Below are 22,799 nucleotides of genomic sequence, written 5' to 3'. Positions count from 1 at the left end.
CCATCGTTTCATAATGCACCTTTCCCAGCCACTACACTACAACGATCTATTAGATGTATACTTCACATCATTAGTCACCACCATTGAAGTGAAAGTATAAACATAAATCATAGCATTACAGTTCAATTGCTTCTTAATTTATATAGAAGGAAACAAAAAAAAGAAGCCAACGCTCTGGCAAGATGCCATTGCGTTAGCTTCTTCTTCAATTTTGATACAAGTTTAATTTCAATCGCTTGATTATTCGCCGCCCATAAATACGTACCGGCATATTACGATAATCGCCAAGATCCACATCAACCAGTGAATCTTCACTTTGCGTTCTGTTACCAAGTTACTGAATACCGCCAAAATTACATAAGATACGATACCCGCAGAGATTCCGTTCGCGATTCCACCTGTGAAAGGCATTAACACAATGGTAAGGAACGCAGGGAAAGCTTGCAGGAAGTCATCCCATTCAATGCTACGAACCTGACTCATCATCAGTACACCTACAATGATCAGCGCTGGAGCAGTCGCAGCAGAAGGAACAACCAGTGCCAACGGAGCGATGAACAGTGCAAGAATAAACAACAGACCCGTAGTCACAGAAGTCAGTCCTGTACGTCCACCCGCTTCAACACCAGAAGCACTCTCAACATATGCAGTAATTGTACTTGTACCCAATGCCGCACCTGCGCTGACACCAACTGCATCGACGAGCATCGCTTTACCGATCGTTTTCTCGCCTTTTTTCTTATCTTTCATAATGCCCATACGTGTTGCTGTCCCTACCATTGTGCCGAACGTGTCGAACAATTCAACAAAGGTAAAGATAAAGATGATTTCAAACAAACCTAGGCTAATTGCACCCTTAAGATCCAATTGTCCTACAGCCAGGTCACTAAAGTTAGGCAACCAGCTTGCACCAGTCAATCCACTCAGATTAGTAACTCCCATCGGAATCCCGATCAACGTTGTTGCCACGATCCCAATCAAGAGAGCTCCTTTGATTCGCATAACCATCAGAATAGCAATAAGCAGCAAACCAATAAGAGCAAGTAGTGCATCGTGATGTGTTACGAAGTTACCCAGTGAAAGGTTGAAGCTACTACCTGGAATCGGTTGGCTCAGATCTGCATCTGGCGCTACGTTCACGGTTACTGCTACTAAGTTAGCCAATTTGAAACCAATAATCGTAATAAACAAACCAATACCGACTGTGATAGCCATTTTAATCGATTGCGGTACGGCAACGAGCAGCATTTGCCGTACTCTAGTCACGGTCAAAATAATGAACACGATACCTGAAAGGAACACAGCTCCAAGAGCTGCCTGCCAAGTAATTGCACCATTCGAGCTAAGAACCACTGTCATGAAGTACGCATTCAATCCCATGCCCGGTGCGAGCGCAATCGGAATATTTACGAACAATCCCATAATAATTGTCATTAATCCAGCGCCGACGGCCGTTGCAAAAAATACGGCATTATCGGACATTCCCGCCCCATTAGAACCTAGAAACAACGTGTTTACAAAAAGAATGTAAGCCATTGTCATAAAGGTGGTCAGACCCGCAACAATCTCCGTTCTAACATTTGTTCCGTTTTCTTTGAGTTTAAAGAAACGATCCATAATTCACTTACTCCCCTTAGAGATGTTGAAGCCATATTGAAAAACGACAAATGACCCTGAAGATGTTATATCCCCAGAGCTCAGCTTGACTAGGAGCGGCACTAAAGCCTTTTGACCAAGAACAAAAAAATTCTAATGTGCGTGTGTGATGTAAGACGCAATCATGTAGAATTTATGTGCTTAGCCTGCTCCTCTTCGTAGCCAGATCATTAGGGTGATCTCGTAGAGACTCCCGGGCCAATCCCCAGGATTATACGAATTAGTATGCGCTATTTGTTTGTTTCCCATCACTATTTTAGGAGGGCGGGTTCTATTTTGTCAATGATAAAAACGAATGTTACTTCCATGCACCCTACATATCGTTCGTATTATTTAACAGAAAGAACCAGGTTAGCGGTTTACAAACCAATTACCTTTGAGTTTCTCAGCTATTTTTCTAGTAGAATATGTCCATTTTGTCAGACTCCATTTCACTACGATATATAGTTAACAGCATATTAAAAAGCTACCTTTTTCAAAGCAAAACCAATGCTTCAATAAAGGTAGCTTGTGTTCATATAAGCATGTCGAGAAGATGAACAATACAGTTATTCCTTATAAACGATAGCCCTGTCTTTTATTAGAGCAAAAATTTAATATTAAGCCTGTAAAGTAACTTGTGACACAGTCAGATACTTCTCTTACATCAGTCCTACGTCGATTATATTTCCGTCTGTTGAACATCGTATAGCTTGTTTTGGCTCTGATCTGTGTTTGTTGTTACGTCAGAGGATACTTCCTGGTTTCTGGTCTGATCGGAAGATGTATCCGCCGCCTCTAAGTTCACAAATGAAAAATCACCAGAACCGGAAGCCAGATCCTGCACCCCAGAACCGCATCCTGCCAGCATCACCATCAGAAATGCACTTCCAATGCCCATCTTCCATTTGCTCATATTGTCGGTTTTACGCATACACTCAATCTCCTTTCAGTTGCAGCACTCCTACAAGCGTAATTCATCCTTATCACTATTTATCATCACTTTCGTCATCCTATCAACTGAATATGAAAAATAGCTGAAACGGAGCTAAATAAGCAATTAAAATATAGTATATGATGAATAGTCTTAATCGCTTTGTTGTGAAAAATAAAATAATTAAACCAAGAACCCCCTTTCATTCACGGGTTAACGCGGCTGAAAGGGAGTTTGGGTCTTACATAACGGTGTAACCAATAATATAAGTTGAATTCAATTATATATGACTATTTTTAAAGAGTGTCCTTTACCCAAACTAAAGTAAATTCAAATATTCTTGGATCTTGTTTTGAATTCACCTTAATGGATGTCAGTCCCTTCTTCAAACCTGTAACGGTTCCGTTTGAATCAATACTAAGAATATCTGGATTTAGAATTGTCCATTCTAATTCTACATTTGTAGCTCCTTCGGGAAGAACTGCATAGGGAATAGAAAATGACTCGCCTACGTTTATTTCATAATTCTGAACTGGTATTGAGATACTCTTTAAAGGCACATCTGTTGTAAGATTCGTATTATCGTAAAAACCAAACCAATGAAAATCACTTGTTTTCGTTTCGTGATAATAATAAGCATTATCTGGTGTATAATTCGTCCAAGTTAAGAACTGATTTTTATAAGAACCGAACACTTCACTAGCCAAGCTTCTTAATTCTCTTGGAATTCCGTCTGGAACGAATGATGTAGAAGTGTAAAACCCACCTGTGATTTTTTTACCTGGCATTAGAGAAATCAATTCTTTGGCATTTTTTTCTGTAAAGTCCCTCAATTTTCTTACAAACGACTCTTTTTGTGCTGCTGTGAATCTTACATCCTGGAGTAAATCCTCAATGCTCATTGGATTAGTTTTAATTCCAAAACTTTCATCAATGAATACATTGCCCCTGAAAGTTATTTTATAATCATACGTATACATATCTCTTGTATTTTCTTCAACGGAGTAATTCAATACAACAATCCCTAGATCTGTGTTCAATTTGCCATAATACTGCCTAACGTGATCTCTTAAATCATTAATATTATTAATACTCAATCCACTTGGAGGCGTCTGAGATGAACGCGCACTATTCATGAGTGAGTTATAAATATTGGTATAACCCAACTTATAAGCTAAATTTATTGCTGTAGAATAGTCATAAGACGGCGATGAGTGCTCCTTGAGTGGATCAGCGCCTTTCTTCAGTAAAAATTCTACTAATTCAAGATCATTATTCTTGACCGCATATACAAGTGCCGTAGGCTGGAACAGGTTATTAAAGCTTATATCCGGGGTAATCCCACCATCTATTAGAAGTTCCATAATATTATATGAATTATTCTCCACGGCTATCGTAAACCACTTTGACTGTGTACTGGATGCCAAAGCCCTTAAATCATATCCTTGCTCCAAAAACAGACGAATTGCCTTTTCATTTTTAGAAATCAACGCTTGCTCAAAATCCGCCATCGTTATCGTTGTATTACCAGTTGTTAGAATTTGCTCTAACTCATTATCCTGCCCCGATTCAATGCATTCCATTAAATTTTTACAACCCTTTTTAACTTGTTCCTCTTTGGATGTAATATGTATGGCTCTATTCACTGGATCCCATTTTACGTCTTTACCGCTATACTCACTAATTAATCGAACAGGGACAAGCGTATATCCGTACTTCATTATAGGAGGAGAACTCATTTTTTTAATTTCATAATCAAGGAAAGCATAACCATTATCGACAGAAAGTTCTATACGTGAGCCATCCTTTTCGGCTACAACTGTATTTACAATGCCTTCCCAAGTCACTTGATACCCAAGCCCTTCAAAAATGGGCCTAAACTGAACATATGTAGTCCCTTTCTGCATAACAGGATCCATCCCAAACTTAATCTTTACCCCATCAATATACACCTCTGTTGCACGTTCACTTGCATTTGCCTGAACACTGAAAGGAAGTAATATGAGCACTGCTATTAAGACAACATATATTCTTCTCAAAATCCAATAACCTCCTCAAATTTACATACTCGACTTGCGTCTGATTTCTATTACATATCATCGGTATAACTCTCACAATAGATTAATAAATGAAAATTTGCACTTCATTTTCTTTTCAAAAAAAACTCGCTTTTATTTGTCTAAGTAACACAAATAAAAAGCGAGTAATTATTAATAATCATTGTTTCAGGTGTTATTCCCACTCAATCGTTGCAGGTGGTTTGGAAGTTACGTCATAGACGATCCGGTTTACGTTATCCACTTCGTTAACGATCCGCACGGAGATTTTCTCCAATACGTCCCAAGGGATACGTGCCCAGTCTGCTGTCATACCGTCGATGGATGTTACGGCACGGATACCTACAGTGTAGGAATACGTACGAGCGTCACCCATAACGCCAACACTCTTCATGTTCGGCAATGCTGTGAAGTATTGCCAGATTTCGCGGTCAAGACCGGCCTTGGCGATTTCTTCACGCAGAATGTAGTCGGAATCACGAACGATTTGCAGTTTCTCTTCCGTCACTTCTCCAAGAACACGGATCGCAAGACCTGGTCCTGGGAACGGTTGACGGTGTACAATTTCGTCTGGCAAGCCGCACTCTGTACCTACTTTACGCACTTCATCCTTGAACAGCGTGTTCAGCGGTTCGATCAGTTTGAAGTTCATGTCTTCCGGCAGACCGCCCACGTTGTGGTGAGATTTGATGGTCTGAGCTGTTGCCGTACCACTTTCCACGATGTCCGTGTAGAGTGTACCTTGCGCCAGGAATTCGAAATCGTCGAACTGCTTGGACTCTTCGTCAAATACGTAAATAAACTCGTTACCGATAATTTTACGTTTTTGCTCTGGATCATCCACACCAGCCAGCTTGGACATGAAACGCTCTTGTGCATCGATTTTGACAACTTTCATGTCGAACTTACCAACAAACGTCTCCATTACGCTTTCAGCTTCGCCTTTGCGCAACAGACCGTGGTCGATAAACATACATGTCAGTTGATCACCGATCGCTTTGTGTAACAAAGCAGCTACAACGGAGGAATCTACGCCGCCACTGAGTGCGCACAGCACTTTACCGTCGCCTACTTTTTCACGGATGTCTCTGATCGTGTCATCGATGAAAGTTTCCATAGTCCAGTTGCCTTCGCAACCACAGATATTAAACAAGAAGTTGCTAATCATGTCGTTACCACGAACGGAGTGACGCACTTCTGGGTGGAACTGAACAGCATACAATTTGCGCTCATCGTTACTCATCGCAGCGATTGGCGCACTTTCCGTGCCTGCATCCAGTTTGAAACCCGGAGGAAGCGTAACAACATGGTCACCATGACTCATCCATACAGTATGTTCGCCTTCAATGCCTTGTGCCAATGCTGCACCTGCAGCAAACTCAAGGTCTGCTTTACCATACTCACGCTTCTCGGAACGTTCTACTTTACCTTCAAGCTGTTGAGCCATAAGCTGCATGCCATAACAGATTCCGAAGATTGGAAGTCCAAGATCATATACACCTGGATCTACGTGCGGCGCATTCTCAGCGTACACGCTGGACGGACCTCCGGAGAATACGATTCCTTTTGGTGACAATTCTGCGATCTTCTCAGCCGGTGTATTATACGGCAAAAGCTCGCTGTATACGCCAAGATCCCGGATTCTTCTGGCGATTAACTGGTTGTATTGGCCCCCAAAGTCAAGGACAACCACAATTTCATTCTGCTTATTCATTACCGTGCCTCCCTCAATTAATGAAACTAATTATACGCAACGACAAAACATACCGTCAAGGAAAGGCTAAACTCCTTTATTCGACAATTTATGAGCAACATGAATGGAGAACGAAAGAATGCTTCTTTTCGTAGTGCAACTGCACTTTTGTTCAATCCAGTTCCACATTCTTTCCTGCTCTTTCCACACCTTCTTCTTGAATAAAAGCACCTCTAATCAATAGTAACCTAACCAATGCTTCAAGGTTAGCGCGGAAAGACGCCTCGTTCGCCGCTAGGCAAAGAGAGGCGTCCGTGAACAGGCGGCTAAACGTGGGCCTTGCCGTTTAGCTAGCGCCTTGGCAACCGCCGGGCTAGCCGAAGCGCCCGGCGCAGGAAGTCCAGACTGTCCGCGCGCAGCGGACGCTCTGGACCGTACAGCAGCCGTTCCCAGTCGGCTGCAAACCGCGCGATGTCCGCGCTGTCCGTGCCTGCGACCACGGCGGGTGACGCTGCGTATTCCCGCAGCGTCATGCCCGGCGGCCGCGGGCCGTACTGCCGCGCAAGCGCGGGCCAGACCGGAGCGGCGGCGCGTAGCAGCCGCTCCCGGTCTGGAAAGCTGCTGCGCGGCCATGCCAGCAGCAGCCTCAGTGGCAGCGCGGGGCGAAGCCGCCGCACGCCAAAGGCTACAGCGGCGCACAATGCCGCCGCTACCGCAAGTGCCGTCGCGGTGAGCCAAGGCGCCGCGACAAAGGCCTGGGCGCGAGCCAGCAGCCAAGCGCTCGTACCAGACCACGGATCCAGTCGCGGCTGCGCCCCTGCATCCTGAAGCAGCGTAGCTTCGGCGTCAGCACTCGCCTTCGCCTGCGGTATAACAAAGCCAGGCGTTGCCTCAAACGGCATCCAGCCTGCGCCTGGAAAATACACTTCTACCCAAGAGTGAGCATCACCTTGAGTAATCGTGTACTGCCCCGGAACTTTAGGGTCCAGCTCCCCTGTGCCAAATCCTTTGACCCAACGTGCCGGAATACCTTCTGCACGTAGAAGGACAACCATCGCTGTTGAGAAATGATTGCAGTACCCCTGCCTCGTGACAAACAGGAAATCATCCACAAAATCCGTTCCACGCGGAGGCATACGTGTATCCAGTGTGTATTCAGCATGATTAGCCAAATACGTCTGGACTGCATGCACCGCATCGTATCGTGTCTCGCTCCCTTTCACAATCTCATCTGCCAAAGAGCGCACACGCCCTGGCAGTGAGTCCGGAAGCTGTAGGTAAGTTCTACGAATTTCGGCAGGATCTATACTCCGTTGCTTCCTTTCCAGAAGACGTAAATGCTCTGGCTTGGCTGTAGGAATCATAACATCTGCTGCATAACGTTTAACGGATACACGGCGGCCTGAACCTGACAGCCACAGCGTCGCTGAATCCCTGTTCGACAGAAGCGAGAGCATGGTTTTCTCATTGACGCTTTCACTATCCTGAAACGATACATTGAGCGGTATTCCGCCCGTAAAGAGTGGATTCGGCCCCTTCCACTCCCGCTGCATCGTAACAGTTTGCCGAATGCGAGTCCAATAGTTCTGATTCTCCCATCCATCTGTACGCAGTAACCCGGAAGGACTGGCCGTTTCGAAACTTTGCGCAGGATCACTCCACGTGCTGCCGTTATAATATGAGCGAGTCTCCCCGCGCCAATACGTCGGTTCTGGACTTTTCGCCACGAAAAAGACTGTATCCCCTTGGGTCAAAGGCGCACCCATAGGGGCATCGGCAGTGCTATATCCTGTTACTGATGCTGCCGCAGGAATACTATCTCCTGCGTTATAGCCTGCCCAGTGTGCCAGTCGTTCACCAATCTCATCAAGAGATATACGCTCAGGTTGAGAGATTGAATTAAAGTGACCTGGCAATCCAGAGAAAGAAACCATCCCCATGACGGCAAGTACAGTCACGATACTCCAGCGTCCATAAGGATTCAGTGCATAGCGCGGTGTGGTAACGCCACCAGATAAACGGAGTAGCTGCAAGAGAGCCTGAATCAGCATGATCCAAAGTACCGATCGTACGATGGACGCGTAGACATCCAGTCCAGCTAGAGATTCAAGTAGCATCAAATATACCAGCGTGGCCCCACCAAATAACATGACACTCAGACGCAGCAAAACTAGAGATTGCACCGAGGTGATCAGCATGCTCCAGCCAAACATCATGAAGAACCCTCGTGTTTCTGTACTTATGCTATAAAAACGCCCACTTTGCATAAAGGCATCCAAATCTGATCTTAGCGTCCCAGGGTACGTGATTCCCCATCCAAGTGGATCTTGTCCACCGTACATCAGACATAGCGCAACAAAAGCAATACATAATCGAACCACCGTGCCTGCAATCCAACCGGTGCGAAATAATCCCACCACAAGCAGTGCGGCAGTTAATCCGGCCATAACCAATAAAAAACGCTCACTTCCCTGCTGCCCGGAAGAGGTCACGGGGTAGATCCATTCCAGAGACATTAGCAGCAGCAGTGTACAGATGAATAACCTATACTTAACAGGCTCTGCTTCTGTCTCTTTAGTTCTGTTGTCCAGATTAAAGTATGACAAGCCTCCTCCAGCAGATTCACTGGATTGTGAGTGTCGGTTCGGACTATGCTCCCACATCCGTAACCACCACCTTTCCTACAGGAGGTATTTTATGCTCTGCCACGTTGCAGATTTGTACCCCACACTGCTGAAGCTGCTCTAGCCACACTGCGGACTGGGCTTGAAGTATAGGCGATTGGGAATCAGTTTGAATACGCAGGTTCGAGGTACTCCGAATTGAAAATCCCCATTTCTTACTGATGCCTGCATTATCAGTCTTACCCGAAGTCGAATTCATTCCTATATCAAGTTTCCGATGGGAAGTTAGACCTGTACCTGTTGTCTCCGTTAATTGCACCTCTACCTGGACTCCTAGACTCATAGCATCTAGCACCCATTGATATAGAGCCGCATCCATTCGTCCACTGAGCACAATAACACGCGATCCAGTCGGCATATGTTCTAGCATCGTCCGATCCATCAAGCCGGAAACAGCTTGCGAAGTCTGGATAATCCGTGCCTGCGCTAACCGATCCAGAGAGCGCTCCAAATCATCAGCAGATGGCATCTCACCGAATCTATACGTCTGTTCACGAACAAGACCTTCTCTGTCGCTTGACCACAGTTGATACGGAATACCATCCAGATCAGCTTGATGAATCCACCTTGCTGCCATACTGATAACCCGTTCAAAAGCCGGATGATTGCTTGAATCATCCCAGGGCTGCGCATAACCTGCCTGGTCTTCATATACCCAAATTTGAAGCGATGGTGATTCCATCGTTTCAGGGATAAACGTCTGAAGTCTCCCGGTTTTGGCTGTACTTTTCCAGTGGATTCGTTTCATTGGATCACCATGCTGATAATCGCGGAACTCATGACCCCGGCTTCCCTGCAGACTTCTCTGCTCGGACAGCTGTCCCTCTCCTGCAACTGTAGATGTCGTGATAAGGCTCTCTGCATGTTCAGTGACCGTGACAGAAGGCACAACGATCAGCGAGGTTCCTCCACTCGTCTCCGCAGATAACGTATTCCAACCGAAAATATCTCCCCAATATAATCTACCGTTATCCCATTCATAGATACCCCTTCTCAACCCAGACAACTGATATTGATAGGTGAATTGCCGCTGCATCCCTGGAAAAAAACATTTGCGATGCACACCAGCAGGTGTATTCTCGCACAGAACAACCCATAACAGCGGAATGCGGCTTCTGAATTCCAGCTCGACTCGCACATGAATGGTTTCCCCAGATAACATACGCTTGGATTGCAGATGTCTACGAATATCAATGTTACGTGGACCACAGGCATGGATAACTACTCCACTAACTCCGATCAGAAGTGTGATGACGAAGAGAAACAGTGCCGATTTGCCTCCATGCCATATGAAGAGGGAGCCAAAAGCCAAGATAAGGGCTGCATTGATTAGACGCCCGGCAAATGTGCTCATTGCCTCCGTCCCCTTCCCTGTGCAGACAACTGAACCGGAATCGGAACGGAAGACAGCGCCTCATGAATCACCTGCTCCTGTGACCATGAACCCTCTGTTCTATTCTGGGATTTAAGCTGAATGCGATGGGAAAGTACAGGAATTGCCATCTCTTTGACATCATCCGGAATCACATAACTGCGTCCTCGAAGATAGGCAAAGGCCTGTGTGGCAACCATCCAGGCAAGTGTGCCCCGAGGACTAACTCCAAGTCTCACGGATGGATGGCTACGTGTCGCTACAGCGACAGAGACCAAGTATTGCTTAATGACCGCATCAACATGTACCAGCCGAACCTCACGTTGCATCGCTACCACTTCTTCTGCAAGCATGACCGGTGGACTTGCCAAGCTGGATTCTCTATTTTGCATCCGCGTTAACAGCTCTACTTCTTGTTCAGGCTCAGGGTATCCGAGTCCAATCTTAATCATGAAACGATCAAGCTGTGCTTCGGGTAAACGGTATGTGCCCTCAAACTGCAACGGATTCTGAGTCGCTAGCAAAAAGAAAGGACGCGGTAACGTATACGTTGTACCATCAACCGTAACTCGGCGCTCTTCCATCGCTTCTAGTAGAGCCGACTGGGTTCGGGGCGAAGCCCGATTGATCTCATCGGCCAACACGAAATTAGACATCACCGGACCAGGGCGGAACGTGAACTCCCCTGTAGGTGGATGATATATCGAGGTACCCATTACGTCTGCCGGCATAACATCCGAAGTAAATTGAATGCGTCCCATGGAACAGTCAAGCGCAGAAGCCATAGCACGAACTAACATCGTTTTGCCTGTGCCTGGTACATCCTCCAGAAGTGTATGGCCACCACCGAGCATTGCCGTAAGCACATATTGAATCTCTTGGTTCTTACCAATAATGGCAGTCTCGACTCGTTTGATTACTCTATTTAATAACTCCACCGCATGCACATGTTCTATTCGCATATATGTCATATCACTCGTTCCCCTTCCATTTCATCGGCATTTCTAAGTCATAGTAATCTATGATTTTAGTGTTGCCCGGAAGTTGAGAGATTAGACGTAGATTGTAAGATTTCCCCTTCCCACAGCAGCCACAGGGATGTTCGCCTTCACCGTCCACTCTACTTTATTGGACTTCATCGATTGTACGCTCAGTCCCATCTCTTCTAACAGATCTCGAAGTGGAACCCAAGTTGTACCGCCCTGGCTTCGAACCTTCCCCTTCACGTTATCTCCCGCTTGCCCTAATCGTCCTGAAGTTAACTCCCCACTGATGCTGTTAGCGTAGATGGTTCGATCTTTCCAGACCACCGAAGCCGTTCTTGTCTCTGCATCCCAACGTGCATTACTGCCGAACTTCTTCATGAAGATTCGCAATGGCACCATGATCTGCTGCTCTTCTACACGAAATTCTCCTGATCGCAAAGTTGCTGCCGCCATCCCTATTTCAACCTTTAGTTCCATACCTGCCAGCCACAACTCTGAATTGGACTCTACATGCTCAGCAATCCATGCTTTGCCAGGTGCTTTACGAGAAGCATATGCCCCATCCGACTTAACGCGAAATTGGACAGGTTCATCGGAAGCTTTAATCGTATCGAATTGATAGTTTTGCTCTTTGTAATACCGGATAATTTCCGGCAAAGCTTTTACCGTTTCGGCGTGTGCTCCTCCATCATGCATCAATACAATAACCGAGCTGGTTCCAGCAGGCACCTTGGTGGCATTACGTAAAATTTCGCTTGCAGGCACACCTTTACGTTTGGAATCTCCACTGTCCACATTCCAATCCATTACGGTATATCCCCTTGCTGCAACAGGTCGAAATAGCTTTGATCAAAGTGACCGTAGCTCCCACCCGGTGCTCTAACCAGATTAGGACGTAACCCGGTGATTCCATATATCACTTCTTCCGTCTGTTTAATCTGTTTCCAGAACTCTTTAAAATCACTATATAATTGCTTGTAATTATGATTAAAAGTATGATTTCCCACTGCATGTCCGTCTTCTACAATTGCTCGAATAAGTTCCGGATTTCGCTGCGCCTGCTCACCAAGTACGAAGAACGTAGCGGGGATCTCCTCTTTACTCAAAATATCTAGCACTTCCCGAGTATGTACTCCAGGGCCATCATCGAAACTTAGATAGACCGTCTTCTTCTGATTATTATTCTCGCTGGGAGTGGGTACATTAGAACCTGAAGCATAAGAAATGTTGGTTATCCCCGCGCATGTCGTAAACAGGCTTATCGTTATTGCCACCCGGACTAGGAACGTAATCCATTGGGGAAGCCTACATGTATGTTTTTGGGTACCATTCACGGGCATATCTACTTCTACACTGATTCTCGATTCCATGATCTGCGTCATTTATGAATCAACCTCCAACGTTTCTAGTAAATTTGCTGATAGACTTCAGCGGATTTGTTAGAATTATATGGAGGGCATGTGAAAAAAAGACGTCATTCTTCACTATAATTTTTGGGATCTTTATCGTATGGATTACGATTGATTCTTGGCCATGAATTAGGTAGCATATCCTAAACAAGACGTGCCCCGAGAGTTATGGTTCGCTCGTAACTCACACCTTAACTTCAGGAGAGTGAAAAGTATTGGAATTGCTTGAGAAGATCCAACATTTATTTGGATCCTACGGATACAGTGTATTATTTTTTGGACTGTTGCTTGAGTTCATTGCCCTCCCCTTCCCAGGAGAAACAACGATGGCCTATGCAGGTTATTTATCATACAAAGGACAGCTCGACTTCGGAATCCTTCTTATCCTTGCGTTTCTAGGAACAACGATCGGCATGACCATCACGTATTTTATTGGAGCTAAGGCAGGGCTGCCGTTTATAACCCGCTATGGGAAATGGTTTTTACTGAAGCAGGACAAGCTGGATAAAACGCAAAAATGGTTTGGCAAATACGGTAACGGCTTGATCTTCATTGGCTATTTCATTCCAGGTGTACGACACTTTACAGGTTATTTTGCAGGCATTGCTGCCATTCCCTTTCGTAAATTCGCTCTCTATGCATACTCGGGTGCGTTATTCTGGGTCGTCTTATTTTTAGGCATCGGCAAATTATTTGGCCCTCAGTGGAACGTCGTATTTCAGCTCGCGCATCAGTACTCCGCGTACCTCCTAGCTGGTGTTGGACTTCTATTATTAGTCGCTGTGGTCTACCGTTACCGCACGGTCTGGAGTCACCGCAACATGAAGAAAAGCGCCCCTGTTCCCCAACGGCAAAAACAAAATGCAGACTGAACGTCGTTTCCACACATCCCATGACAAGGAGCCGCAGACTATGCAGCTTCTTTTTTTTATTTTTTCTACGTCTTAAATAACCTTGCTCACGAAAATAAACATACGATACCGCACTATAGCCGGAGAAGCCCATGACTACTCCAAACCCTCAACCATTCCCTAAATCCACTGTCAACGTATTGCTCTATGTAATCTGTATGATTCGAGTCAATTTATGTTACCTCTTCGTTACCTTCACTTTGTTGTCATAATCTGTATTCATTCAGGTCATACTACTTTGCAAATAAAGGATGTAAGGGGGGATCGAAGATGAGCATCGATGCGCAGAGTCATGAGACATCACAGCAGATCCATCCGAATCTGAGTCAAAACATAGAGTACTGCAAAGAAATGATGGGACACAGTAATGACTTGATGATCCGCCCTTTTCAATGCTTGCACAAATGGCCTGCCGTTCTGCTATATATTGATGGGCTCGTTGATGTACAAATATTAAATCAGGCTATTCTTGAATCATTGCTACAGCGACGGGAACTCCCTGATTTCTCAGTAGATGATGAACATCTGATATACCTGCAAAACGATGTTCTTGCCGCTAGTGAAGTATTGCTTATTGAGGATATGAATGATGCATTAAATGCCATGATTGCAGGCTTTGCCATTCTGTTAATTGAGGGTTCCGTGCGTGGTCTCAAGATTGGAGCTGCCGGATGGGAAGATCGCTCTGTCAGCGAGCCTATTTCTCAGACTGTTGTCCGTGGCCCCATGGAAGGATTTAATGAAAATTTACGTACAAATACAGCGATGATTCGTAGAAAAATACGGGATTCTCGCCTCTGGATTGAAGAAAGAGAAATTGGACAGATCACCAAAACAAGAATCGCTGTACTCTACATCAAGGGTACGGTCAACAATGATGTCGTTGAAGAGCTCAGAACACGTCTGGATCAGATCGATATCGATGGCATCCTGGAGGGCGGATATATAGAGGAGTTTGTTCAGGATGAGACACGCACCATCTTCCCGACGGTCTATAACAGCGAACGCCCCGATTCTGTAGCTGCTGCACTGCTTGAAGGTCGAGTTGCCATTATTGTGGACGGTACCCCTTTTGTATTGCTTGTTCCGGCCTTGTTTGTACATTTCTTTCAATCCCCCGAGGATTATTATCAACGGGCAGATATTAGTACACTGATTCGTATGATTCGGTACCTGGCATTTTTTATTGCTCTACTAGCTCCATCCTTTTACATTGCCATCACAACCTTTCACCAAGAGATGTTACCGACCAATCTGCTGATCAGCCTCGCTGCACAACGTGAAGGTGTACCCTTCCCAGCGTTCATTGAGGCAATACTCATGGAGTTAACCTACGAAATCTTGCGAGAAGCGGGTATCCGAATTCCCAAAACGGTCGGTCAGGCTGTCTCCATCGTAGGTACACTTGTTATCGGTCAAGCAGCGGTTGATGCTGGGGTCGTCTCAGCAGCAATGGTCATTATCGTTTCCATTACCGCGATTTCAAGTTATGTCATTCCAGAGAACGGTCTATCGATCTCTGTCCGGATCTTACGCTTTGTGCTGATGATGCTGGCGGCTGCCTTTGGTTTCTACGGCATCTTGATTGCACTGCTTATTACTGTCACTCATCTGTGTTCGCTTCGTTCATTCGGTGTATCGTACATGTCACCTTTTGCTCCCTTCATTCAGAGTGACTTAAAAGATACGTTGTTCCGGGTACCGTGGCCTGATATGAGAACTCGTCCACAATCTACAAAATCACCGAACGTCAACAGACAGCCCCCTAAAAAAAAGAAGCAACAACGATAGTCAGGAGAACATGACATGAAGACATCCTTACGCCTTATATCCTGCTTTCTCGTAGTGCTCCCTCTCCTAACCGGATGTTGGGATCGTCAGGAGCTTAACCAACTTGGTATTATGCTGGGTCTAGGTATCGACAAGGACGGCGACAAAATAAAGGTTAGTGCTCAAGTTGTTGTGCCTGCCGAAATCTCTTCCAAATCTGGTGGAGGAAGAGGTACGCCGGTTACACAGTACCAAGCCACGGCAGACTCTATGCTGGAAGCCATTCAAAAGTTGACCGAAACAAGTCCGCGTCGAATCTTCATGGCACATGTCCGAATTCTTGTGTTCGGGGAAGAGTATGCAAGGGAAGAAGGGATTTATGACGTTATGGAGGGACTCATGCGTGAGCCTACCGTTCGTCCTGACTATTACGTTATGGTGGCAAGGAAGACCCAAGCTTCGAAGGTTCTCGATTTGCTCACGCCACTCGATAACATTCCTGCGGAAAAGTTATTTAATTCGCTTGATGTCTCCGCCAAGATCTGGGCACCTACCACCACGGTAACCGGAGACGAACTAATTGATACAATGCTATCCCCAGGCATACAACCCGTGATTACTGGAGTGGAGATTATAGGGGATCCTAGCAAAAGCGGGGAAAAGAGTAATATCGAGAACATCATCGTGCCTGCACGCCTCAATACAACTGGACTATCTGTCTTTAAAAAGGACAAACTGATTGGTTGGTTAACCGAGGAAGAGTCCAAAGGATTCAATTATGTAAAGGGCAATGTCAAAACGACTGTTGGTCATGTAGAGTGTCCAAAGTCGGAGGGCACGGTAACGATGAAGACACTTCGAACCTCAACCGATCGCAAAGTAAAATTTATGCGTGGAGAACCGGTCATTAATCTTAAAGTCAAAAACGTCTCTTCCATTGGCTCGGTCGAATGCAAATTTCAGATTGGTTCCATGACAGCCATCCATGAATTAGAGAAACTATCCGAAGAGCGGCTCATTGAGTTAATGAAAAATTCAGTCAATTCCGTGCGGCGCAAATTCCACGTTGATATCTTTGGATTCGGCCAAGAGATATATCAGACTAACCCTAAATATTTTGAAAAGGTACGAGAGAACTGGGATCAACATTTCTCAGACCTTGAGGTTAACTATGAAGCAAATTCACAAATCAGACGTGTGGGTACGTTGGATAACTCATTCCAAAATGAGCTAAAGGAGTGATAATATCGCATGGTTCTCTCCATTATCGCCGTAGTGATTGGAATCATCATCGGCTGGATTGATCTCCCAACCCTGTTTAAGAATAAGCAATGGAAAGAAACGGCAGTATATAGTGTCTTACTTCTAGCAGGGATCACGTTTAGTGTCATCGCGGTCAATCTGTGGGAATTTCCGAGTCCCTTAAAGCTCGTGGTTTGGATCTATGAACCAATCAATCAGTTATTAGCTCGAATGACAGGTACTTAGTTAAAAGGGGTGGAGATATGCTTGAGCAAGGGCGGCTTGGAACGAGACAATTGGCTACGCTAACGATCATGATGGTCGTTGGCGACATGATGATGATCTATCCTTCCGTAATTACGTCCTATGCGAAACAGGATGCCTGGATGTGTGCTCTGATCGGTATTCCTTTAGGGATGGGTCTCATGGCAATGTTCCTTAAACTGGGCAACGCCTATCCGGGTCAAAACCTCGTATCCCTCTCCAGATCCATTTTAGGTTACTGGCCTGGAACACTGCTATCTCTTTTTTACCTGTATTTTTTTGTAATCGGAGCTGCCACCCATACCCGAGAAGTTGGGGATTTCATGACAACCCAAATTTTCATATACACACCGATCCGGGTTGTCATTTTATTATTTGTCATTGCTATTGTGTGGGCCGTTTTTCATGGTGTGGAGTCACTAGGACGAACCAGCGAACTTCTGTTACCTTTGCTTATTGTATTTATCGTTGTTCTTGTCGTTAGCTTATTACCCCAGGTTGATGTCAATAATCTAAAGCCAGTCAGAGAGAACACTAGCGTTACAATTGCTCAAGGCATCTTGGTTAGTATCATTTATCCGGTGGGCGAGGCTATCCCTATTCTCATGCTCCTTCCCTACACTGCCAAAACCGCTCATCGAAACAGGGATGTTATTCTGGCTGCGGGCATTGGAAGCCTTATCCTCTCATCTCTAGTCACAATATCTATGCTTGTTCTAGGTGCTTTTCTTACACAGCATAATATCTACGCATCCTTCATTTTGTCGCAAAAGATCAACATTGGTGACTTTTTCCAACGTATTGAAGCCTTTATGGCCTCTGCTTGGTTAATCTCTACTTATTTTAAAGCGTGCATCTATTTCTATGTCTTTGTACTAGGTATCGCTGAACTGTTTAACATGAAACAATATCGTCGACTTATTCTACCTACTGGCTTGCTGATCTTTGGACTTGCCAATCTGATCTCGCCCGGGATTACGTATATCATTATCACCGTCGTACCTTACTGGGTGGATTGGGATACTACAATCGGCATTATCCTTCCAGGACTGCTTCTCATGATTCACTGGATTAAATCTCTTTCCAGCAGAAAGAAATCATGAACAGTCCGTCTGAAAATCATGAGCGCTTAAAGGAGTCCGGGTATGAACAACGAAACGCTTACACTTAAACAGTTCACAGCACTCACCTTCCTGGTCGTCCTTGGCGACATGACCTTGATCTACCCTTCAATGATTGCTGCCTCCGCTAAGCAGGATGCTTGGCTCGCTTCACTCGTAAGTCAACCATTTGGATTACTCATTGTGTACGTAATCTATAAACTTCACCGTACTTACCCTGAGTTAAGTTTTATTCAGATCTGTATGAAGATTCTTGGGAAATGGATGGGAACTGTTTTCACGGTAGCCTACCTATTTTATTTTGCCATGATCGCCTTTACATGTATTAGAGAAGTTGGGGACTTCTTAACCACAAAAATTTACATTAATACTCCGATTCGAGCAATTATCATCTTGATGGTGGCAGCACTCACATGGGCTCTTCTCAAAGGAATCAGCAGCATTGGTGCCACCAGCGAGATTCTACTTCCGATCTTTGTGCTGTTCATGCTTATCCTGCTCCTAGGCCTCCTGCCACAAGTTGAGTTATCTCGTATTAAGCCTATACTTAATTCCAGTCTGATTGAATTCTGGAAAGGTGTTGCGATTGGAGCTTTTTCTCCTTTTGGAGATATACTTGCACTTATGATGGTTATTCCTTATGTCCGCACAAAGACCCATCTTAAACGGGATTTGTTATTGTCCTCCCTAACAGCAGGTATCATGCTCACGCTTCTTGTTTTGATGTCATTGGCAGTAGCAGGTGCATTTATTACCCAACATAACATTTACATCTCTTATTTCTTGTCCAAAAAAATTAATATCGGAGGTTCTTTTCTTCGTATTGAGGCGATGATGGCTTCGGCCTGGTTGATCTCTACCTACTTCAAAAGCCTATTGTACATGTATTCGTTTGTGGCGGGAATCGCCCAACTGTTCCAACTTAAAAGTCATAAAATGCTGATTTTGCCGTCCTCTATGCTGTTTTTCTCCATGGCCGTGCTGCTCGCTCCCAATGTGCTCTACTATATGGTCATCACCGGTGACACCTGGCTCTTGTGGGATACAACAACAGGCTTTGTGATCCCATTACTTCTGTTATTGGTTCATCGAATCCGTAATGGCAAGTCTACACAAAGTTAAACATGGCTATGTAATGAAAAGTCGTTCGACGAGCATTCCTTTTAATGCAATGCAGCGAATATGCCCCATTCTTCTAGACGTCTGAAAATAGCCAAAAAGGCCATGTTCCAAGGAATCGTCCATTCCTCAAACACAGCCTTTTCCACTTTTATATTTTCCAATACCCTGTACTAGCTCGATAACTCCCGAACTGCCTCAAGTGCTGCTTCAATATGTCCCTTTACTCGCACTTTAGACCAATCCTTTATCAATTTCCCCTCTTCATCAATCAAAAAGGTAGAGCGCACAATGCCCATGTATTCCTTGCCGTACATCTTCTTAAGCTGCCATACGCCATACTGCTCTGCTACCTGATGCTCCTCATCCGATAGCAAGGCAAATGGCAGCCCATGCTTGGCAATGAATTTGTCGTGCTGCTTCATCGGATCCGTACTGATGCCTAAGATGACAGTATTCAATCCTTGAAACTCTTCATGCCGATCTCGAAAATCACAGGCTTGTTGTGTGCAAGAAGAAGTTAGATCTTTAGGATAAAAATAAAGCAACACCCGCTGTCCACGATAATCGGACAACTTAACATTCTCTCCCGTACTGGACGGAAGTTCAAAATCCGGGGCCATCTGGCCTACGGTTACAGTCATCTGAATCCCTCCTCATTTTTCACTCACAATTGCAATATGTAAGTTCAACTAAAGAATGTTTACACTTGCCACTCCGATGACAGAATAACCTTCCGATCGCTGTTATCCCCAGATTTTTTTGATTCTCTTTCTCCTAAAGGGAAAATCCGGTGATAAAGGCGAACGCTTCGCTTCTTCACGTTATTTCTGTCCTCTCCGTTCACGTGTAAAAAGTTTAGTTGAACCCATTTATTACGATCCTGCTCCGCGATAACGTTTCACGCCGAAATTCCATAGAAGTAAGCCCACTGAGCCAAATACGAGTCCCATGACTGGCGTCAGAAGTGCCATACGATGCATCTCAGAGCGTTCTAGGAAAAGTGCTGCTGGATAGATGCCCACAAAGGCAAATGGAATAATCCAGGTTAACAGCACCTGTATCGCACGATTGTAGATCGTCACCGGATAACGACCATACCCTTGAATGTTATACATCAATGGCAGAATTCCTGTTGGTGCGTCTGAATAAAACGAGAGCGAGGTCAGAATGGTATATATACCCGTGTAGATCATTACTGAACTTAATGCCAGAATGATAAGCGCCGGAATATGCCACCACTCCAGTACTAGTCCCATTTCTGCTCCGCTTATAACCATAATAATCAAACCGATGAACGAACCTACCAGCGCCGGTGGATCCACATTCTCCAGCAAGATCTGGAACAGATTATGGGCAGGACGAGTCAGTATGCGATCCATCTCACCCTTGACGATATAACGCTCACTGAACCCCCACAGATTTACGAAACAACTAAATATACCGTACGGCACCATAAAGTATCCATATACGAAAAGAACTTCACTCTCGCTCCAGCCACCTAAGTTATCCGTATGACGGAAAACAACAAAGATAAAGATCAGGTTGGTTGCCTGGAACAACAGATCCGATATAATCTCAACCCAGAAGTCGGCACGGTAGGTGAGCCTGGTTTTCATATAATTTTTCAGATATTCTCCGATTAAACTTAAATAATACATTCCGTTAACCCCCTTGCACGAACAAACGCTTACGCGCCTGCCGCCAGATCAGCATCATCGGAATCAGCAGCAGAACAAACCACAGCACCTGAATACCGAGTACATTCCATATGCCTGTGCCTTCCACTCTTCCCGTAAATACAGAACCGGGCAGATACGTAATCGCTTGGAAAGGCAGCAGCTTCATGATGGTTGACAACCAATCTGGATATAAGCTGATCGGAATAATTAAACCTGAGAACAGATCCACCACTACCCGTTTCATGCGCATCATACCTTCGTTATTTTCCACAAAGAATGCCGCAAGTCCCGTAATGACGTTAATCTGGGAGTTAATCAGGAAGCTGAAGAACAGCATCACCAGAAAACCAATCCACGCCGAAGGCGCAGTAGGCAGCTCTACCGGGAAGAGAAGGATGGCAATCAACATGCCCGGTATCATTAGCAACAAGAAGCGGAATATGCCTTCACCAAGCCCTTGCATCATTTTGACCATCACATAGTTAATCGGCCTGATGAATTGAATCGCTATGGAGCCATCCCGAATGTCAGCCGCAATCTCTCGATCCAGGTTGTTAAAATAAAATGCCCGCGCCATCCACGACACCGCAACATACGTCGTCATCTGAGCAGCCGTGAAGCCGCCAATTTCTCCGCTTCCTCCGTAAATTGCTTGCCAGGTGAAGTAATACACGCCGATATTCAGCGTATATATCAAAATGCCGGAATAATAATTCACCCGATAAGCCAGCATCGTTAGAAAACGAATGCGCATGAAATCAATAAATGCACTGTTCATCTAAGATACACCGACCGCTTCATTGCTTGCCGCTACGATCTCAGGGCGCTCAGCAGAACCGGATTGATAGATACTACGTACGATCTCATCCGTATTAATCTCAACAATCTGAATATCCGTAATGTCAGCTTGTCCGACAACCCTTCCGAGCACGTCGGATACATTAAGCTCCAATGGAATCCAGACGGATGCCGACAGCTCGTTCTCCACTGTCCAGCGTACAGGCATTTCGGCAGTCCACTCCTGCATTTGGCTCATCGTGTGTGCTGTACCGAACTTGAAGCGGATCTCTCGCTCCGTTCCCCATTGGGATTTCAGATGATCCAAACCACCGTCATAGATGATATTTCCTGCATCCAGCATGATTACTCTTGAACAAAGTGCTTCGATATCCTGAAGATCATGAGTGGTCAGCAAAATGGTTGTACCGTGCTCCTGGTTCATGTCTTTCAGGAATTCCCGAATTTCGGATTTCACGACAATATCAAGTCCAATTGTCGGTTCATCCAAGAATACAATGCCTGGATTATGCAGCAAGGCTGCCACTAGCTCACAACGCATGCGCTGTCCAAGACTAAGCTTACGTACTGGACGACTGAGCAGGTCTTGAAGCTGTAACCGCTCAACAAGCTCATCCAGTCTTTTACGGAAATCAACTTCGCCTACGCGGTAGACTTTGCGTAGCAGATGGAAGGATTCAATCACGCCGATATCCCACCACAGCTGACTGCGCTGACCAAATACGACGCCAATATTCTGTACAAACTTCTCCCGTTCCAGATATGGAACATATCCACCTACCGATATTTGGCCTGAAGTAGGCACCAAAATGCCGGTCAACATCTTAATTGTTGTTGATTTGCCGGCACCATTCTCCCCGATATATCCGCAAATTTCGCCTTGCGGAATTTGAAACGAAATGTCGTTTACAGCCAGTACCTCCTGGTATTGACGTGCAAACAGGTCCTGAAACGCGCCCTTGAGCCCACCACGGCTCTTCTGAACGCTAAACGACTTGCGTAAATCTTTGACATCAATCGCCAGCATGTTTATACCTCACTTGGATTTTGTTGAAATTGCTTGTAGCCCAAAAAGAAATTATAATAGTATCAGTCGAAATTCAGCAAGCTTTAAAATAGTGT

General features: G+C 45.2%; 19 protein-coding genes and 1 riboswitch. Of the genes, 6 read left to right on the top strand and 13 right to left on the bottom strand.

The annotated features are described in order from the left end of the window. Window positions 1-240 precede the first annotated feature (240 nt). The 9 genes from DMB88_RS03740 to DMB88_RS03700 form a co-directional block, all read right to left on the bottom strand. Entirely contained in the window at window positions 241-1,617 is a 1,377-nt protein-coding gene (locus tag DMB88_RS03740) for an NCS2 family permease (protein WP_128100264.1), read from the bottom strand. A 178-nt stretch (window positions 1,618-1,795) separates the two neighbouring features. Beyond that, window positions 1,796-1,895, bottom strand: a riboswitch (purine riboswitch). Window positions 1,896-2,317: 422 nt separating this feature from the next. Then, window positions 2,318-2,569, bottom strand: a complete 252-nt coding sequence (locus tag DMB88_RS03735; RefSeq protein WP_128100263.1) for a hypothetical protein — start codon at window positions 2,567-2,569, stop codon at window positions 2,318-2,320. 296 nt (window positions 2,570-2,865) lie between these two features. Then, on the bottom strand, window positions 2,866-4,608 hold the full coding sequence (locus tag DMB88_RS03730) for a stalk domain-containing protein (protein ID WP_128100262.1): 1,743 nt from the start codon (window positions 4,606-4,608) through the stop codon (window positions 2,866-2,868). A gap of 193 nt (window positions 4,609-4,801) precedes the next feature. Then, on the bottom strand, window positions 4,802-6,340 hold the full coding sequence (gene guaA / locus DMB88_RS03725) for a glutamine-hydrolyzing GMP synthase (RefSeq protein WP_128100261.1): 1,539 nt from the start codon (window positions 6,338-6,340) through the stop codon (window positions 4,802-4,804). Window positions 6,341-6,669: 329 nt separating this feature from the next. After that, window positions 6,670-8,982, bottom strand: a complete 2,313-nt coding sequence (locus DMB88_RS03720) for a DUF4129 domain-containing transglutaminase family protein (RefSeq protein WP_128100260.1) — start codon at window positions 8,980-8,982, stop codon at window positions 6,670-6,672. After that, a complete protein-coding gene (locus tag DMB88_RS03715; RefSeq protein ID WP_128100259.1) occupies window positions 8,969-10,357 on the bottom strand; it encodes a DUF58 domain-containing protein in 1,389 nt (462 codons plus the stop codon). The genes DMB88_RS03720 and DMB88_RS03715 overlap by 14 nt, the downstream gene beginning before the upstream one ends. Continuing rightward, the gene (locus DMB88_RS03710; protein ID WP_128100258.1) at window positions 10,354-11,346 is read right to left on the bottom strand and encodes an AAA family ATPase; all 993 of its coding nucleotides are present in this window, start codon (window positions 11,344-11,346) and stop codon (window positions 10,354-10,356) included. The genes DMB88_RS03715 and DMB88_RS03710 overlap by 4 nt, the downstream gene beginning before the upstream one ends. A gap of 81 nt (window positions 11,347-11,427) precedes the next feature. Then, entirely contained in the window at window positions 11,428-12,168 is a 741-nt protein-coding gene (locus tag DMB88_RS03705) for a stalk domain-containing protein (RefSeq protein WP_128100257.1), read from the bottom strand. Continuing rightward, the gene (locus DMB88_RS03700) at window positions 12,168-12,743 is read right to left on the bottom strand and encodes a polysaccharide deacetylase family protein (RefSeq protein ID WP_128100256.1); all 576 of its coding nucleotides are present in this window, start codon (window positions 12,741-12,743) and stop codon (window positions 12,168-12,170) included. The genes DMB88_RS03705 and DMB88_RS03700 overlap by 1 nt, the downstream gene beginning before the upstream one ends. A 242-nt stretch (window positions 12,744-12,985) precedes the next feature. On the opposite strand from DMB88_RS03700, the gene DMB88_RS03695 reads away from it, so the two are divergent. The 6 genes from DMB88_RS03695 (at window position 12,986) to DMB88_RS03670 (ending at window position 19,200) form a co-directional block, all read left to right on the top strand. After that, a complete protein-coding gene (locus DMB88_RS03695; protein ID WP_128100255.1) occupies window positions 12,986-13,642 on the top strand; it encodes a DedA family protein in 657 nt (218 codons plus the stop codon). Between the two features lie 309 nt (window positions 13,643-13,951). Next, on the top strand, window positions 13,952-15,472 hold the full coding sequence (locus DMB88_RS03690) for a spore germination protein (RefSeq protein ID WP_128100254.1): 1,521 nt from the start codon (window positions 13,952-13,954) through the stop codon (window positions 15,470-15,472). A gap of 15 nt (window positions 15,473-15,487) precedes the next feature. Continuing rightward, the gene (locus DMB88_RS03685) at window positions 15,488-16,693 is read left to right on the top strand and encodes a Ger(x)C family spore germination protein (protein WP_128100253.1); all 1,206 of its coding nucleotides are present in this window, start codon (window positions 15,488-15,490) and stop codon (window positions 16,691-16,693) included. A gap of 9 nt (window positions 16,694-16,702) precedes the next feature. Further along, window positions 16,703-16,939: a hypothetical protein gene (locus DMB88_RS03680; RefSeq protein WP_128100252.1), complete on the top strand. Its 237-nt coding sequence runs from the start codon at window positions 16,703-16,705 to the stop codon at window positions 16,937-16,939. 17 nt (window positions 16,940-16,956) lie between these two features. Continuing rightward, on the top strand, window positions 16,957-18,060 hold the full coding sequence (locus tag DMB88_RS03675; RefSeq protein ID WP_128100251.1) for a GerAB/ArcD/ProY family transporter: 1,104 nt from the start codon (window positions 16,957-16,959) through the stop codon (window positions 18,058-18,060). 42 nt (window positions 18,061-18,102) lie between these two features. Further along, window positions 18,103-19,200: a GerAB/ArcD/ProY family transporter gene (locus DMB88_RS03670; protein ID WP_128100250.1), complete on the top strand. Its 1,098-nt coding sequence runs from the start codon at window positions 18,103-18,105 to the stop codon at window positions 19,198-19,200. Window positions 19,201-19,370: 170 nt separating this feature from the next. On the opposite strand, the gene bcp is transcribed toward DMB88_RS03670, so the two are convergent. From bcp to DMB88_RS03650, 4 genes are all read right to left on the bottom strand, one after another. Next, complete coding sequence (gene bcp, locus DMB88_RS03665; RefSeq protein ID WP_174715266.1) at window positions 19,371-19,841, bottom strand: thioredoxin-dependent thiol peroxidase; 471 nt, start codon at window positions 19,839-19,841, stop codon at window positions 19,371-19,373. A gap of 231 nt (window positions 19,842-20,072) precedes the next feature. After that, the gene (locus tag DMB88_RS03660; protein WP_128100248.1) at window positions 20,073-20,858 is read right to left on the bottom strand and encodes an ABC transporter permease; all 786 of its coding nucleotides are present in this window, start codon (window positions 20,856-20,858) and stop codon (window positions 20,073-20,075) included. 4 nt (window positions 20,859-20,862) lie between these two features. Further along, window positions 20,863-21,657 carry an ABC transporter permease gene (locus DMB88_RS03655; protein WP_056699805.1) on the bottom strand — a complete coding sequence of 265 codons (795 nt, stop codon included), beginning with the start codon at window positions 21,655-21,657 and terminating at the stop codon, window positions 20,863-20,865. Then, complete coding sequence (locus DMB88_RS03650) at window positions 21,658-22,704, bottom strand: ABC transporter ATP-binding protein (protein ID WP_128100247.1); 1,047 nt, start codon at window positions 22,702-22,704, stop codon at window positions 21,658-21,660. Window positions 22,705-22,799 lie beyond the last annotated feature (95 nt).

The organism is Paenibacillus sp. DCT19 (assembly GCF_003268635.1).
GTDB lineage: Bacteria > Bacillota > Bacilli > Paenibacillales > Paenibacillaceae > Paenibacillus.
This window is presented reverse-complemented; position numbering and strand designations above follow the sequence as displayed.

Excerpts from the sequence above, each read along its gene's own strand:
- DMB88_RS03740 (WP_128100264.1), bottom strand. The coding sequence starts at position 1,617 with ATGGATCGTTTCTTTAAACTCAAAGAAAACGGAACAAATGTTAGAACG.
- DMB88_RS03735 (WP_128100263.1), bottom strand. The coding sequence starts at position 2,569 with ATGCGTAAAACCGACAATATGAGCAAATGGAAGATGGGCATTGGAAGT.
- guaA (WP_128100261.1), bottom strand. The coding sequence starts at position 6,340 with ATGAATAAGCAGAATGAAATTGTGGTTGTCCTTGACTTTGGGGGCCAA.
- DMB88_RS03720 (WP_128100260.1), bottom strand. The coding sequence starts at position 8,982 with ATGTGGGAGCATAGTCCGAACCGACACTCACAATCCAGTGAATCTGCT.
- DMB88_RS03715 (WP_128100259.1), bottom strand. The coding sequence starts at position 10,357 with ATGAGCACATTTGCCGGGCGTCTAATCAATGCAGCCCTTATCTTGGCT.
- DMB88_RS03710 (WP_128100258.1), bottom strand. The coding sequence starts at position 11,346 with ATGACATATATGCGAATAGAACATGTGCATGCGGTGGAGTTATTAAAT.
- DMB88_RS03705 (WP_128100257.1), bottom strand. The coding sequence starts at position 12,168 with ATGGATTGGAATGTGGACAGTGGAGATTCCAAACGTAAAGGTGTGCCT.
- DMB88_RS03700 (WP_128100256.1), bottom strand. The coding sequence starts at position 12,743 with ATGACGCAGATCATGGAATCGAGAATCAGTGTAGAAGTAGATATGCCC.
- DMB88_RS03690 (WP_128100254.1), top strand. The coding sequence starts at position 13,952 with ATGAGCATCGATGCGCAGAGTCATGAGACATCACAGCAGATCCATCCG.
- DMB88_RS03685 (WP_128100253.1), top strand. The coding sequence starts at position 15,488 with ATGAAGACATCCTTACGCCTTATATCCTGCTTTCTCGTAGTGCTCCCT.
- DMB88_RS03680 (WP_128100252.1), top strand. The coding sequence starts at position 16,703 with ATGGTTCTCTCCATTATCGCCGTAGTGATTGGAATCATCATCGGCTGG.
- DMB88_RS03675 (WP_128100251.1), top strand. The coding sequence starts at position 16,957 with ATGCTTGAGCAAGGGCGGCTTGGAACGAGACAATTGGCTACGCTAACG.
- DMB88_RS03670 (WP_128100250.1), top strand. The coding sequence starts at position 18,103 with ATGAACAACGAAACGCTTACACTTAAACAGTTCACAGCACTCACCTTC.
- bcp (WP_174715266.1), bottom strand. The coding sequence starts at position 19,841 with ATGACTGTAACCGTAGGCCAGATGGCCCCGGATTTTGAACTTCCGTCC.
- DMB88_RS03660 (WP_128100248.1), bottom strand. The coding sequence starts at position 20,858 with ATGTATTATTTAAGTTTAATCGGAGAATATCTGAAAAATTATATGAAA.
- DMB88_RS03655 (WP_056699805.1), bottom strand. The coding sequence starts at position 21,657 with ATGAACAGTGCATTTATTGATTTCATGCGCATTCGTTTTCTAACGATG.
- DMB88_RS03650 (WP_128100247.1), bottom strand. The coding sequence starts at position 22,704 with ATGCTGGCGATTGATGTCAAAGATTTACGCAAGTCGTTTAGCGTTCAG.